This window comes from Streptomyces cavernicola, assembly GCF_029968035.1.
Lineage (GTDB): Bacteria > Actinomycetota > Actinomycetes > Streptomycetales > Streptomycetaceae > Streptomyces > Streptomyces cavernicola.
In genome coordinates, this window is sequence record NZ_JASCIQ010000002.1 from 60,151 (window position 1) to 73,057 (window position 12,907).

The window sequence follows — 12,907 nt, forward strand, 5'->3', positions numbered from 1 at the left end:
CGTACTCTCTTGCTCACGCGGCCCACCAGCCGCCCACCACAGCTCGCCCCCACCCTCCGCCCGCCACAAGCAGGCGGCGAGACAGAGCTGGTTCCATCCGCCGCTACCCACCCGGGAGTCACCACCGTGACCGAAGTGACCGGCGCGCCTGCCGACGTACTGCACACCCTGTTCCACTCGGACCAGGGCGGCCATGAGCAGGTCGTGCTCTGTCAGGACCGCGCCAGCGGCCTCAAGGCCGTCATCGCGATCCACTCCACCGCACTGGGCCCCGCCCTCGGCGGCACCCGCTTCTACCCGTACGCGACCGAGGCCGAGGCCGTCGCCGACGCGCTCAACCTCGCGCGCGGGATGTCGTACAAGAACGCCATGGCCGGGCTCGACCACGGCGGCGGCAAGGCCGTCATCATCGGCGACCCCGAGAAGATCAAGACTGAGGAACTCCTGCTCGCCTACGGCCGGTTCGTGGCCTCGCTCGGCGGACGCTACGTCACCGCCTGCGACGTCGGCACGTACGTCGCGGACATGGACGTCGTGGCCCGCGAGTGCAGGTGGACCACCGGCCGCTCCCCCGAGAACGGCGGCGCCGGCGACTCCTCGGTGCTCACCGCGTACGGCGTCTTCCAGGGCATGCGCGCCTCCGCGCAGCACCTGTGGGGCGACCCGACGCTGCGCGGCCGCAAGGTCGGCGTCGCGGGCGTCGGCAAGGTCGGCCACCACCTGGTCGAGCACCTTCTGGAGGACGGCGCCGAGGTCGTCATCACCGATGTGCGCGAGGAGTCGGTGCGCCGCATCCTCGACAAGCACCCGGGCAAGGTGACCGCCGTCGCCGACACGGACGCGCTCATCCGCACCGAGGGCCTCGACGTGTACGCGCCGTGCGCGCTCGGCGGCGCCCTGAACGACGAGTCGGTCCCGGCGCTCACCGCCAAGGTGGTCTGCGGCGCGGCCAACAACCAGCTGGAGCACCCGGGTGTGGAGAAGGACCTCGCCGACCGCGGGATCCTCTACGCCCCGGACTACGTGGTGAACGCCGGCGGCGTGATCCAGGTCGCCGACGAGCTGCACGGCTTCGACTTCGAGCGCTGCAAGGCCAAGGCGTCCAAGATCTTCGACACCACGTTGGCCATATTCGCACGTGCGAAGTCGGACGGGATTCCGCCCGCCGCGGCAGCGGACCGGATCGCGGAGCAGCGCATGGCGGAAGCCCGCAGCGCACGCTGAGCCGATCACTCCGGGTGACCCTCCGGCGGGGGTTGTCTCATCACGTGGACATGACGAGACAAGCCTCACCCCCGTCGGCGGGTCGCTCGCCGAGAAGAGGTTAAAATCGCCTGTGACCAGCGAGGACGTAGCTCCTCCAGGGTCTGTGGGCAAGGCGCGTCCTGTGGGCGGCGTACCGTATGGCCGCCGAAGCAGGTACCGTTGAAGCCCTACGGACCGGTCTCTCCGAGGAGAGTCCGTTCTGAATCATGAACGCGTGTCAAGACTCTGGGGCCGTCGAGCCCCGTATCCGAGGGGGTCGAGCCATGGGGCGCGGCCGGGCAAAGGCCAAGCAGACGAAGGTCGCCCGCCAGCTGAAGTACAGCAGCGGCGGGACTGACCTGTCGCGTCTGGCCAATGAGCTGGGCGCATCGACGACTTCGAGCCAGCCGCCGAACGGCGAGCCGTTCGAGGACGACGAGGACGAAGACGACCCGTACGCGCAGTACGCGGATCTCTATAACGACGACGATGAGGACGAGGACGACGAGTCCGGTCCTTCGTCGCAACATCGCCGCGGCGCGTAACCAGCTCGCCGCACCTTCGCACTTCACCCGGTCCCGGGTTCGCCGGGCCGGGTTTCGTGCTGTCTTCCTGCTTACGGGTGTGAGGTGGCCGGACGCGATGCCGCTTGCCCTCTTGCATGGCTGAGGAGCGGGGCTCCGTCCCGGAACCCCGCTTCCTGCATGCCTTGGTGGTCCGGCCTCAGGCGTAGTCGCCGGTGAGGGTCGCGCCCGTGGCGTGGTCGCCACGCTCGGTGATCTCGCCGGCGACCCAGGCCTCCACGCCGCGGTCGGCGAGGGTGGCGAGGGCGACGTCGACGGAGGTCTCGGGGACCACGGCGATCATGCCGACGCCCATGTTCAGGGTCTTCTCCAGCTCCAGGCGCTCGACCTGGCCGGCCTTGCCGACGAGGTCGAAGACCGGGCCGGGGGTCCAGGTGGCGCGGTCGACCGTGGCGTGCAGGCCGTCCGGGATGACCCGGGCCAGGTTGTTCGCCAGGCCGCCGCCGGTGACGTGGCTGAAGGCGTGCACCTCGGTCGTACGGGTCAGGGCCAGGCAGTCCAGGGAGTAGATCCGCGTGGGCTCCAGGAGCTCCTCGCCGAGCGTGCGGCCGAACTCGGCGACCTGCTCGTCGAGGGACATCTTCGCGCGGTCGAACAGCACGTGCCGGACCAGCGAGTAGCCGTTGGAGTGCAGGCCCGAGGAGGCCATGGCCAGGACCACGTCGCCCTTGCGGATGCGGTCGGCGCCGAGGACCTGGTCGGCCTCGACTACGCCGGTGCCGGCGCCCGCGACGTCGAAGTCGTCCGCGCCGAGCAGGCCCGGGTGCTCGGCGGTCTCGCCGCCGACGAGGGCGCAGCCGGCCAGGACGCAGCCCTCGGCGATGCCCTTGACGATGGCGGCGACGCGCTCGGGGTGGACCTTGCCGACGCAGATGTAGTCGGTCATGAACAGCGGCTCGGCACCGCAGACGACCAGGTCGTCGACGACCATGCCGACGAGGTCGTGGCCGATGGTGTCGTACACGCCGAGCTTGCGGGCGAGGTCGACCTTCGTGCCGACGCCGTCGGTGGCGGAGGCGAGGAGCGGGCGCTCGTACCGCTTCAGGGCGGAGGCGTCGAAGAGGCCGGCGAAGCCGCCGAGACCACCGAGGCCGGTGGTCTCGGGGCGCTGGGTCTTCTTCACCCACTCCTTCATCAGCTCGACGGCGCGGTCGCCCGCTTCGATGTCGACGCCCGCGGCTGCGTAGCTGGCACCAGTGGTCTCGGACATGGCGGAGAGAACCTTCGTGTCGTTACTGCGGGTGTTACTGCGGCTGTTACGGACGACGGATCGCGTCGGTCGCGGCCGTGGCGGCGGCGCCCGCGGCGAGCTCCGTCTCCAGAAGCTGCTTGCCGAGCAGCTCGGGGTCGGGGAGCTCCATCGGGTACTCGCCGTCGAAGCAGGCACGGCAGAGGTTCGGCTTGGCGATGGTGGTCGCCTCGATCATCCCGTCGATGGAGATGTACGCCAGGGAGTCGGCGCCCATGGACTTGCCGATCTCGTCGACCGACAGGCCGTTGGCGATCAGCTCGGCGCGGGTGGCGAAGTCGATGCCGAAGAAGCAGGGCCACTTCACGGGCGGCGACGAGATGCGCACGTGCACCTCGGCCGCGCCGGCCTCGCGGAGCATCCGGACCAGGGCGCGCTGGGTGTTGCCGCGCACGATCGAGTCGTCGACGACGACCAGGCGCTTGCCCTTGATGACTTCCTTGAGCGGGTTCAGCTTCAGCCGGATGCCCAGCTGGCGGATCGTCTGCGAGGGCTGGATGAAGGTCCGGCCGACGTAGGCGTTCTTGACCAGGCCCACGCCGTACGGAATGCCGCTGGCTTCCGCGTATCCGACGGCGGCCGGGGTGCCGGACTCCGGCGTGGCTATCACCAGGTCGGCGTCGGCGGGGGCTTCCTTGGCGAGCTTGCGGCCCATCTCCACGCGGGAGAGGTAGACGTTCCGCCCGGCGATGTCGGTGTCGGGGCGGGCCAGGTAGACGTACTCGAAGACGCAGCCCTTGGGCTTTGCTTCGGCGAATCGGGAGCTTCGCATCCCGTTCTCGTCGATGGCGATCATCTCGCCCGGCTCGACCTCGCGGACGTACGCGGCGCCGCAGATGTCCAGCGCCGCGGACTCCGAGGCCACGACCCAGCCGCGCTCCAGGCGGCCGAGGACCAGCGGGCGGATGCCCTGCGGGTCACGGGCCGCGTACAGCGTCTGCTCGTCCATGAAGACGAGGGAGAAGGCGCCCTTGACGTGCGGAAGCACCTGGGGGGCGGCGTCCTCCACGGTCAGCGGCTTGCCGTCGGCGTCCGTCTGGCCCGCGAGCAGGGCGGTGACCAGGTCGGTGTCGTTGGTCGCCGCGACCTGCGTCGAGCGGCCGTTCTCCTTGGGGAGGTCGGCGACCATCTCGGCGAGCTGGGCCGTGTTGACCAGGTTCCCGTTGTGGCCGAGCGCGATCGATCCGTGCGCGGTCGCACGGAACGTCGGCTGCGCGTTCTCCCACACCGAGGCTCCGGTGGTGGAGTAGCGGGCATGACCGACCGCGATATGGCCCTGGAGGGAACCCAGGGAGGTTTCGTCGAAGACCTGCGAGACCAGACCCATGTCCTTGAAGACGAGGATCTGGGACCCGTTGCTCACTGCGATGCCCGCGGACTCCTGTCCACGGTGCTGCAGGGCATACAGTCCGAAATAGGTGAGCTTGGCGACCTCTTCACCCGGAGCCCAGACACCGAAGACGCCGCAAGCGTCCTGGGGGCCCTTCTCGCCGGGGAGCAGGTCGTGGTTGAGTCGTCCATCACCACGAGGCACGCCACCGAGTGTAGGCGAGATCGACCACTGGTCCGAATTGGGGACGCCGGTCAACGCGCGTAGGTGATACGGCTCGCAATCGGGTGGGCCGGATCGTGCGTGAGGGGGCGGTGGCCGGGGGGTTTGCGCGCCCCCGGCCCCGGCCCTTCTCTCACTTCTTCGCGGCCGCCTCCGCGTTGAGGCCGAGGCCGTCCTTGCCGGTGAGGTGCAGGGTGCGGTGGTCGATCTCGTACGTCACCGTCGAGCCGAAGAGCTTCGCCAGGTTCTGCTCGGCCTTCATGACCTCGCCGTCGCACATCTTGCGGGTGAGGCGCGGGGTGCCGAGCTCGATCTTGCCGTCGGTGACCGTGGCCTTGGCGTTGACCTCGTTGCAGCCGAGGTTGCCGTGGACCGTGCCGGCCTTCTCGTCGAAGATCAGGTGGGCCTTGTCGGCCTTGCTCGCGCTCTCCGGCAGGGAGGTCGCGACCTCCTTCTCGACGACCGCCTTCAGCAGCCACTTCGTGCCGGCCAGCTCGGCGGGCGGTTCGGAGGTGAGCGTGATCGAGTCGCCCTTGGCCGTGGTCAGGGTCAGCTTGTCGCCCTTCACGGAGGCCTTGAGCTTGCCCTTGAGGGCCTCGGTCAGGGTGGTCTCCAGCTTGTCGATCTCGTCGCCGCAGGACATCTCCGTCTTGGCGATCTTGTCGACGGTGATGGTGTCGCCCTTCACCGAGGCGGTGCCGCCGAAGCCGTTGCACCCGAAGTTGCCCGTGGCCCGGCCCTTCTTGTCGAAGGCGACATGGGCCTTGGTGCCCGGGGCGTCGATCTTCTTGCCGCCGGCCGTGACGCTGTCCACGGTCCAGTGCGTGCCGGTCACGGGCACGCTGGGTTCGGCCGGGGCGTCGCCGGCGCTGGTCTTGTCGGCGCCGCAGGCCGTGAGCAGCCCCAAGGCCGCTACGGCACTGACGGCTCCGACGGTGCTGAGGGTCTTTCGCTGGGTGTGCATGCCGATGTGACGGAGGAGGTGGGGGAATCGGTTCCGTTCTTTTTCCGGTCACCTCTCCCCGACAATCGCTCCGGCCCGAGCTCAGCTCATGACCGGCAGGAGCGCCGAGAGGTCGGCCCGCTCGCCGCCGGCCGAGACCTTCGCCTCGTCGAGCGCGGTGGCCCAGTCCGTACGTCCCGTGGCGAGCCGGACCCAGGTCAGCGGGTCCGTCTCCACCACGTTGGGCGGGGTGCCGCGGGTGTGCCGCGGGCCCTCGACGCACTGCACCACGGCGTACGGCGGGATCCGCACCTCCGTCGCACCGCCGGGGGCCTTCGCGGCGAGCGCGTCCGCGAGGAACCGGGTGCAGGCGGCCAGGGCCTGGCGGTCCATCGGCACGTCGATGCCGGTCGCCCGGTTCAAGTCGTCGGTGTGGGTGACGAGTTCGACCGTGCGCGTCACCAGGAAGTCGTTGAGGTACATGGTGCCGATCCGTGTCGCGACCGTGCGGTGCGGGTCGGCCGTGGCGAGGCGGTCGTCGAAGTCGGCCAGGGTCCGCTCGAACAGCTCGTCCAGCTGCTCCGGGGCCCGCGCGGCCATCTCCGGCACCACGTCGGCCAGCGCACCGGCGAACCTGGCGGTGCCGGCCGGCCAGTCCAGGAGCGGCAGTTCGGCCTTGGGCGGCTCGACGTCGTCGATGTGCCGGACCACCGCGGACACGGCCATGTCGATGTGCACCAGAAGCTCGCGCACGGTCCAGGGGTGCAGGTGCGTGGGGCTCGCCAGCTGCTCGGACGTGAGCTCCTTCGCGGCTTCCCGTACGGCGGCGAACTGGGCCCGGACGGCTGCGGCGGTCTTCTTCGGGTCGTACGTACGCGGACGCTTCTTCGCAGGCGGCATGCGGGAACCCTACGTCTGGGGTACGACAACGGGTCTCGCCGCGGGGGTTGCTGTTTCGTCGCCGGGTGCGGCCCGATGAGCGGCGGCGCAGCCGCATCGCTCAGGGGCGCGGGGAACTGCGCGAGGACGGACCACCGGCCCGCACCCTGCGACGAAACCGCACCCAGGAACGCACTTCGGCCCCGCCAGAACACCCGGGCGGGGCCGAAGCCGCGTACATACGAGACGTACGGGAGGAGGAACCTCAGGCCAGCAGGCCCGGGACCGTCTCCTCGTGGGCCGTGCGCAGCTCGCTCAGCGGGATGCTGAACTCGCCCTGCACCTCCACGGCGTCGCCGTCGATGACGCCGATCCTCGTGGCCGGAAGCCCGCGCGCCCCGCACATGTCCGTGAACCGGAGCTCCTCGCTGCGCGGCACCGCGACGATCGCGCGGCCCGCGGACTCGGAGAGCAGGAACGTGAACGCGTCCAGGCCGTCGGGCACGACGAGCCGCGCACCGCGACCGCCGCGCAGGCAGGACTCGACGACCGCCTGCACGACACCGCCGTCGGACAGGTCGTGCGCGGCGTCGATCATGCCGTCGCGCGAGCCGGAGATCAGGATCTCGGCGAGCAGCCGCTCCCGCTCCAGGTCGACCTGCGGGGGCAGACCGCCGAGGTGGTCGTGGACGACCTGCGACCAGGCCGAGCCGCCGAACTCCTCGCGGGTCTCGCCCAGGAGGTAGAGCAGCTGGCCCTCCTCGGCGAAGGCGATCGGCGTACGACGGGTCACGTCGTCGATCACACCGAGCACCGCGACGACGGGCGTCGGGTGGATCGCCGTGTCCCCGGTCTGGTTGTAGAGCGAGACGTTGCCGCCGGTCACCGGGGTGCCGAGGATCTGGCAGGCGTCCGCGAGGCCGCGCGTGGCCTCGGCGAACTGCCACATGACGCCCGGGTCCTCGGGGGAGCCGAAGTTCAGGCAGTCGGAGATCGCGAGCGGCTTGGCGCCGGAGGCGGCCACGTTGCGGTACGACTCGGCGAGCGCCAGCTGCGCGCCCGTGTACGGGTCGAGCTTCGCGTACCGCCCGTTGCCGTCCGTGGAGACGGCCACGCCGAGGTTGGTCTCCTCGTCGATCCGCACCATGCCGGAGTCCTCCGGCTGCGCGAGGACCGTGTTGCCCTGCACGAAACGGTCGTACTGGTCGGTGATCCACGCCTTGGAGGCCTGGTTCGGGGAGGCCACCAGCTTGAGGATCTGCTCGCGCAGCTCGTCCGCGTTGGCCGGCCGGGCCAGCTTGTTGGCGTCGTCGGCCTGCAGCGCGTCCTGCCACTCGGGGCGGGCGTACGGCCGGTGGTACGTCGGGCCCTCGTGGGCCACGGACCGCGGCGGTACGTCGACGATCTGCTCGCCGTGCCAGAAGATCTCCAGGCGCTCGCCCTCGGTCACCTCACCGATGACGGTGGCGATGACGTCCCACTTCTCGCAGATCTCCAGGAAGCGGTCCACGTTGCCGGGCTCGACGACCGCGCACATGCGTTCCTGCGACTCGCTCATGAGGATCTCCTCAGGCGAGAGCGTCGCGTCGCGCAGCGGCACGGTGTCCAGCTCGACCCGCATGCCACCGGAGCCGGCCGAGGCCAACTCGCTGGTGGCGCAGGAGAGTCCGGCGCCACCGAGGTCCTGGATGCCCGCGACGAGGTCCTCGCGGAAGATCTCCAGGGTGCACTCGATGAGCAGCTTCTCCTGGAACGGGTCGCCGACCTGGACGGCCGGGCGCCGGGACGGACCGGTCGAGTCGAAGGTCTCGGAGGCGAGCACGGAGACGCCGCCGATGCCGTCGCCGCCCGTGCGGGCGCCGTACAGGATGACCTTGTTGCCGGCGCCGGAAGCCTTGGCGAGGTGGATGTCCTCGTGCTTCATGACGCCCACGCAGAGCGCGTTGACCAGCGGGTTGCCCTGGTAGCAGGGGTCGAAGACGACCTCGCCGCCGATGTTGGGCAGGCCCAGGCAGTTGCCGTAGCCGCCGATGCCCGCGACGACGCCCGGCAGGACGCGCTTGGTGTCGGGGTGGTCCGCGGCGCCGAAGCGCAGCGGGTCCATGACGGCGACCGGGCGCGCGCCCATCGCGAGGATGTCGCGCACGATGCCGCCGACGCCGGTCGCGGCGCCCTGGTACGGCTCGATGTACGAGGGGTGGTTGTGCGACTCCACCTTGAAGGTGACCGCGTAGCCCTGGCCGACGTCGACCACACCGGCGTTCTCGCCGATGCCGACGAGCAGCGCGTCGTTCTCGGGCGCCTTCTCGCCGAACTGCTTGAGGTGCACCTTGGAGGACTTGTACGAGCAGTGCTCGGACCACATCACCGAGTACATGGCGAGCTCGGCGCCGGTGGGACGGCGGTCGAGGATCTCGCGGATGCGCTCGTACTCGTCCTGCTTGAGGCCGAGTTCCTTCCAGGGCTGCGCGGACTCGGGGGTCTCGGCGGCGTGCTTGACCGTGTCGAGCGTCATGCGTTGGCCCCCTTGAGGAGGTTCTTCAGGATCGAGGTGAAGAAGCCGAGCCCGTCGGTGCGGCCGGTGCCGACCAGCGGCTCGACGGCGTGCTCGGGGTGCGGCATCAGACCGACGACGTTGCCCGCCTCGTTGCTGATGCCGGCGATGTCACGGAGCGAGCCGTTCGGGTTCACGTCGAGGTAACGGAAGGCGACGCGGCCCTCGGCCTCGAGCATGTCCAGGGTGCGCTCGTCGGCGACGTACCGGCCGTCGATGTTCTTCAGCGGTACGGAGATCTCCTGGCCGGCCGAGTAGTCGGAGGTCCAGGCGGTCTTGTCGGTCTCGACCCGCAGCTTCTGGTCGCGGCAGACGAAGTGCAGGTGGTTGTTCCGCAGCATCGCGCCGGGCAGCAAGTGCGTTTCTGTCAGCACCTGAAAGCCATTGCAAATGCCCAGAACCGGCATTCCGCCCTTGGCCTGCTCGATGATCGTCTCCATGACCGGCGAGAACCGGGAGATCGCCCCGGCCCGCAGATAGTCGCCGTAGGAGAAACCGCCGGGAAGGACCACGGCGTCGACCTGCTTCAGGTCCTTGTCGCGGTGCCACAGCGGCACCGCTTCCGCGCCGGCGACACGGACCGCGCGCTGCGTGTCACGGTCGTCGAGTGTGCCGGGAAAAGTGACGACTCCGATACGAGCAGTCACTTCGACTCCCCAGCCGTGGCGGGTTCTTCGACCTTGACGACGAAGTCCTCGATGACGGTGTTGGCGAGGAACGTCTCGGCCATCTCGTGGATACGGGCGAGGGCGGCCTCGTCGACCGGCCCTTCGACTTCGAGCTCGAAGCGCTTTCCTTGACGTACGTCCGCGATGCCCTGGAATCCCAGGCGCGGCAGTGCACGCTGCACCGCCTGTCCCTGGGGGTCGAGGATCTCGGGCTTGAGCATGACGTCGACTACGACGCGTGCCACTGGCACTCCCGGTGTGTGGTGCGTGAGAACGGTTCCTTCAGCGTATCCGACGGAAATTTCTACGCGCATAGATTCGTAGAGTCCTACGTGATGGCCGTCACTTTAGGGAGACATCGGACGCCCACCGGGGAAAATCCAGGGAAAATTCCGTGCAGGCATTGCCACACCCATTGCACACGGACACGCTGACGTATTCAGTCGGACTTCCCAATGCATTGCCAAGACCTGTACAAAGGAAATGGCAATAACTCGGGACAGTCGGCACTCCACCCGGAAATCGTCCGAGGAAGAGCCGCAACACAGCCGAACAGCAGTCGGCCATCGCCGCATGTCAGCGCGGTGAGTCCGCATGAAGGGACCGATATTCGTGGCGCAACGTGTCGTGGTCACTCTCTTTGACGACATCGACGGCGGAGAAGCGGCGGAAACGGTCGCCTTCGGTCTCGACGGCAAGTCGTACGAGATCGACCTCAATCAAGCCAATGCCAAGAAACTGCGCAAGGTGCTCGCCCCCTACCTGCAGGCGGGCCGCAAGCAGTCGCGGACGAGCCGGGCCGGCAAGCCGGGCAAGGAGTTCAAGCACACCGCGGTGACCGCCGACCCGGCCGCGGTCCGCGCCTGGGCCCGATCGCACAAGATGGAGGTCCCGGCCCGCGGGCGGATCCCCAAGAAGGTCTACGAGGCGTTCGAGGCCGCCAACTGACCGTCGCCGCACGGCCGCTGCGGCGGCGCTCGCGGCGGTGCTCCAAGAGGCCGCCGCGACAGCCGACTTGCACAACACCCCTGCAGGTCGGCTAAAGTCTGGAGCGCGCCGCGGGGCGAGGCCGAGAGGCCGGACTCCACGGAGAACGCGCGGGTGTAGTTCAGTAGCAGAACACCCTCTTTCCAAGAGGGAGGCGCAGTGTGCAATTCCTGTCACCCGCTCTGCATCGGTTACCAACCACTCCGGTGGATCAGGTACTCTGGTGCTCGCGCCGATCGGTGAGAGCCGGTCGGAGGCAATGCGAACGTAGCTCAGTTGGTAGAGCGCAACCTTGCCAAGGTTGAGGTCGCGAGTTCGAACCTCGTCGTTCGCTCCATATCGAAGGCCCCGGTCCACTGGACCGGGGCCTTCGGCGTATGCACCCCGGCGGCTCTCTGACATTTGTCATGCCCGCTCATGACAGCGCGCACTGCCGCCCGCCCGCCGGCCGGGAAAAGCTGGATCACATGAACACCGATGACCACGTGATCGAAGTCACCGATCTGCGGCGCGTGTACGGGGGCGGTTTCGAGGCCGTACGGGGAATCTCCTTCGCCGTCGGCCGCGGCGAGCTCTTCGCCCTGCTCGGCACCAACGGCGCGGGCAAGACCTCCACCGTCGAAGTGCTCGAAGGACTGGCCAGGCCCACCGGGGGACGGGTGCGGGTGCTCGGGCACGACCCGTACGCCGAGCGGAGCCTCGTACGGCCGCGGATCGGCGTGATGCTGCAGGAGGGCGGATTCCCCTCCGAGCTGACCGTCGGCGAGGCGGTCCGGATGTGGGCCGGGTGCACCAGCGGCTCCAGGCCCACGGGAGAGGCCCTGGAGCTTGTGGGCCTCGGCCACCGTTCCCGCGTACGCATCAAGCAGCTGTCCGGCGGCGAGAAGCGGCGGCTCGACCTCGCGCTCGCCCTGCTCGGCCGGCCCGAAGTGCTGTTCCTCGACGAACCCACCACCGGACTCGACGCCGAAGGACGCGTCGAGACCTGGGAGTTGGTGCGGGCGCTTCGCGCCTCCGGCACCACCGTGCTGCTCACCACGCACTACCTCGAAGAGGCCGAGTCGCTCGCCGACCGGCTCGCGATCATGCACGCCGGGCGGCTCGCGGTGAGCGGCACGCCCGCCGAGGTCACCGCCACGCAGCCCTCGCAGATCAGCTTCGAACTGCCCGACGGGCACCACCTCGGCGACCTGCCGCCGCTCGGCCCGCTCGGCGTCACGGCGCACGAGACGGCCGGGCGGACCGTGAAGCTCCGTACCGACGCGCTCCAACAGACCGCCACCCGGCTGCTGTTGTGGGCGCAGGACGCGGGCGTGGAGCTGCGCGGGCTCGATGTGCGGTCGGCCTCGCTCGAGGAGGCGTTCCTGCGGATCGCTCGGGACGTCAAGCAGGAGGACGCACGGCGGCAGGACGCACCTCAGCAGGACGCCCTGGACAAGGAGAAGGCAGCATGAGCGCAGCGACCACCACCGCAGGAGCCGCCACGACCGCCGCAGGGCGCCTCGCGGCCCTGGGGCGGGCCGAGTTGACGCTGCTCGGCCGCAGCAAGGGCATGCTCGTCACCGCGGTCGTCGTGCCGCTGCTGCTGCCGCTGAGCGTCCAGCAGACGCTGAAGGGCGACATGTTGGAGAAGGCCGGGCTCAGCATGGGGACCGCCATGCTGAGCGCCGGCATCGGGTTCGCGATGCTCTTCGCGGTGTACGCGGCGCTCGTCAACATCTACGTCGCCCGCCGCGAGGAGCTCGTCCTCAAGCGGCTGCGCACCGGCGAGCTGCTCGACCGGGAGATCCTCGCCGGGACCGCGCTGCCCGCCGCGCTCATCGGGATCGCGCAGTGCGTCGTGGTGGCGCTCGCCTGCACGGCGCTCATCGACCTGGAGGCTCCCGAGGCGCTCCATCTGGCCGTCCTGGGCGTGCTGTTGGGGATCGTGCTCATGGTCGCGCTCGGGGCCGTCACCGCGGCGTTCAGCCGTACCGCGGAGAGCGCGCAGGTCAGCAGCCTGCCGCTGATGTTCGTCTCGATGATCGGCTCCGGCATGACCGTGCCGCTGGAGGTCTTCCCCGACCGCGTCGCCTCGGTGCTCGAACTGCTGCCGCTGTCCCCCGCGATCCGCCTCGTGCGCGGCGGCTGGACCGGGGAGCTCTCCGCGTACGAGGCGCTCGGCGCGACCGCCACGGCGGTGGCCTGGGTCGTGCTCGCGGTGTTTGCTGTACAGCGGTGGTTCCGCTGGGAACCGCGGCACTGAA

The 12,907-nt window shown here is 69.6% G+C and carries 12 protein-coding genes and 2 tRNA genes; 7 read left to right on the forward strand and 7 right to left on the reverse strand.

The window, feature by feature from the left end; genetic code table 11:
* Positions 1-126: 126 nt before the first annotated feature.
* A complete protein-coding gene (locus tag QIS96_RS02035) occupies positions 127-1,224 on the forward strand; it encodes a Leu/Phe/Val dehydrogenase (RefSeq protein ID WP_282540575.1) in 1,098 nt (365 codons plus the stop codon).
* A 305-nt stretch (positions 1,225-1,529) separates the two neighbouring features.
* Complete coding sequence (locus QIS96_RS02040) at positions 1,530-1,790, forward strand: DUF3073 domain-containing protein (RefSeq protein WP_282540576.1); 261 nt, start codon at positions 1,530-1,532, stop codon at positions 1,788-1,790.
* 178 nt (positions 1,791-1,968) lie between these two features.
* Here the strand turns inward: QIS96_RS02040 and purM are convergent, their stop codons facing one another.
* From purM to purS, 7 genes are all read right to left on the reverse strand, one after another.
* Complete coding sequence (purM, locus tag QIS96_RS02045) at positions 1,969-3,039, reverse strand: phosphoribosylformylglycinamidine cyclo-ligase (protein ID WP_282540577.1); 1,071 nt, start codon at positions 3,037-3,039, stop codon at positions 1,969-1,971.
* A gap of 46 nt (positions 3,040-3,085) precedes the next feature.
* A complete protein-coding gene (purF, locus tag QIS96_RS02050) occupies positions 3,086-4,612 on the reverse strand; it encodes an amidophosphoribosyltransferase (protein WP_282540578.1) in 1,527 nt (508 codons plus the stop codon).
* A gap of 151 nt (positions 4,613-4,763) precedes the next feature.
* Positions 4,764-5,594 (reverse strand): META domain-containing protein, encoded by an 831-nt coding sequence (locus QIS96_RS02055; RefSeq protein WP_282540579.1) that lies wholly within the window; start codon positions 5,592-5,594, stop codon positions 4,764-4,766.
* 81 nt (positions 5,595-5,675) lie between these two features.
* Entirely contained in the window at positions 5,676-6,473 is a 798-nt protein-coding gene (locus tag QIS96_RS02060) for a maleylpyruvate isomerase family mycothiol-dependent enzyme (protein WP_282540580.1), read from the reverse strand.
* 244 nt (positions 6,474-6,717) lie between these two features.
* Entirely contained in the window at positions 6,718-8,967 is a 2,250-nt protein-coding gene (gene purL, locus QIS96_RS02065) for a phosphoribosylformylglycinamidine synthase subunit PurL (RefSeq protein WP_282540581.1), read from the reverse strand.
* Positions 8,964-9,653, reverse strand: coding sequence for a phosphoribosylformylglycinamidine synthase subunit PurQ (gene purQ / locus QIS96_RS02070; RefSeq protein ID WP_282540582.1), 690 nt, complete (start codon positions 9,651-9,653; stop codon positions 8,964-8,966). Before purQ ends, purL begins: the two co-directional genes overlap by 4 nt.
* Complete coding sequence (purS, locus tag QIS96_RS02075; RefSeq protein ID WP_282540583.1) at positions 9,650-9,919, reverse strand: phosphoribosylformylglycinamidine synthase subunit PurS; 270 nt, start codon at positions 9,917-9,919, stop codon at positions 9,650-9,652. The genes purQ and purS overlap by 4 nt, the downstream gene beginning before the upstream one ends.
* Positions 9,920-10,286: 367 nt before the next feature.
* On the opposite strand from purS, the gene QIS96_RS02080 reads away from it, so the two are divergent.
* From QIS96_RS02080 to QIS96_RS02100, 5 genes are all read left to right on the forward strand, one after another.
* The gene (locus QIS96_RS02080) at positions 10,287-10,622 is read left to right on the forward strand and encodes a histone-like nucleoid-structuring protein Lsr2 (protein ID WP_282540837.1); all 336 of its coding nucleotides are present in this window, start codon (positions 10,287-10,289) and stop codon (positions 10,620-10,622) included.
* Between the two features lie 149 nt (positions 10,623-10,771).
* Positions 10,772-10,843, forward strand: a tRNA-Gly gene (locus QIS96_RS02085).
* 79 nt (positions 10,844-10,922) lie between these two features.
* A tRNA-Gly gene (locus QIS96_RS02090) sits at positions 10,923-10,998 on the forward strand.
* Positions 10,999-11,128: 130 nt separating this feature from the next.
* Positions 11,129-12,115 (forward strand): ABC transporter ATP-binding protein, encoded by a 987-nt coding sequence (locus tag QIS96_RS02095; protein WP_282540584.1) that lies wholly within the window; start codon positions 11,129-11,131, stop codon positions 12,113-12,115.
* A complete protein-coding gene (locus QIS96_RS02100) occupies positions 12,112-12,906 on the forward strand; it encodes an ABC transporter permease (RefSeq protein ID WP_282540585.1) in 795 nt (264 codons plus the stop codon). The genes QIS96_RS02095 and QIS96_RS02100 overlap by 4 nt, the downstream gene beginning before the upstream one ends.
* The last annotated feature ends 1 nt before the right edge of the window (position 12,907 follow it).

Coding starts and splice junctions, on each gene's coding strand:
- QIS96_RS02055 (WP_282540579.1), bottom strand. CDS start 5,594: ATGCACACCCAGCGAAAGACCCTCAGCACCGTCGGAGCCGTCAGTGCC.
- QIS96_RS02100 (WP_282540585.1), top strand. CDS start 12,112: ATGAGCGCAGCGACCACCACCGCAGGAGCCGCCACGACCGCCGCAGGG.
- QIS96_RS02060 (WP_282540580.1), bottom strand. CDS start 6,473: ATGCCGCCTGCGAAGAAGCGTCCGCGTACGTACGACCCGAAGAAGACC.
- QIS96_RS02040 (WP_282540576.1), top strand. CDS start 1,530: ATGGGGCGCGGCCGGGCAAAGGCCAAGCAGACGAAGGTCGCCCGCCAG.
- QIS96_RS02095 (WP_282540584.1), top strand. CDS start 11,129: ATGAACACCGATGACCACGTGATCGAAGTCACCGATCTGCGGCGCGTG.
- purM (WP_282540577.1), bottom strand. CDS start 3,039: ATGTCCGAGACCACTGGTGCCAGCTACGCAGCCGCGGGCGTCGACATC.
- purL (WP_282540581.1), bottom strand. CDS start 8,967: ATGACGCTCGACACGGTCAAGCACGCCGCCGAGACCCCCGAGTCCGCG.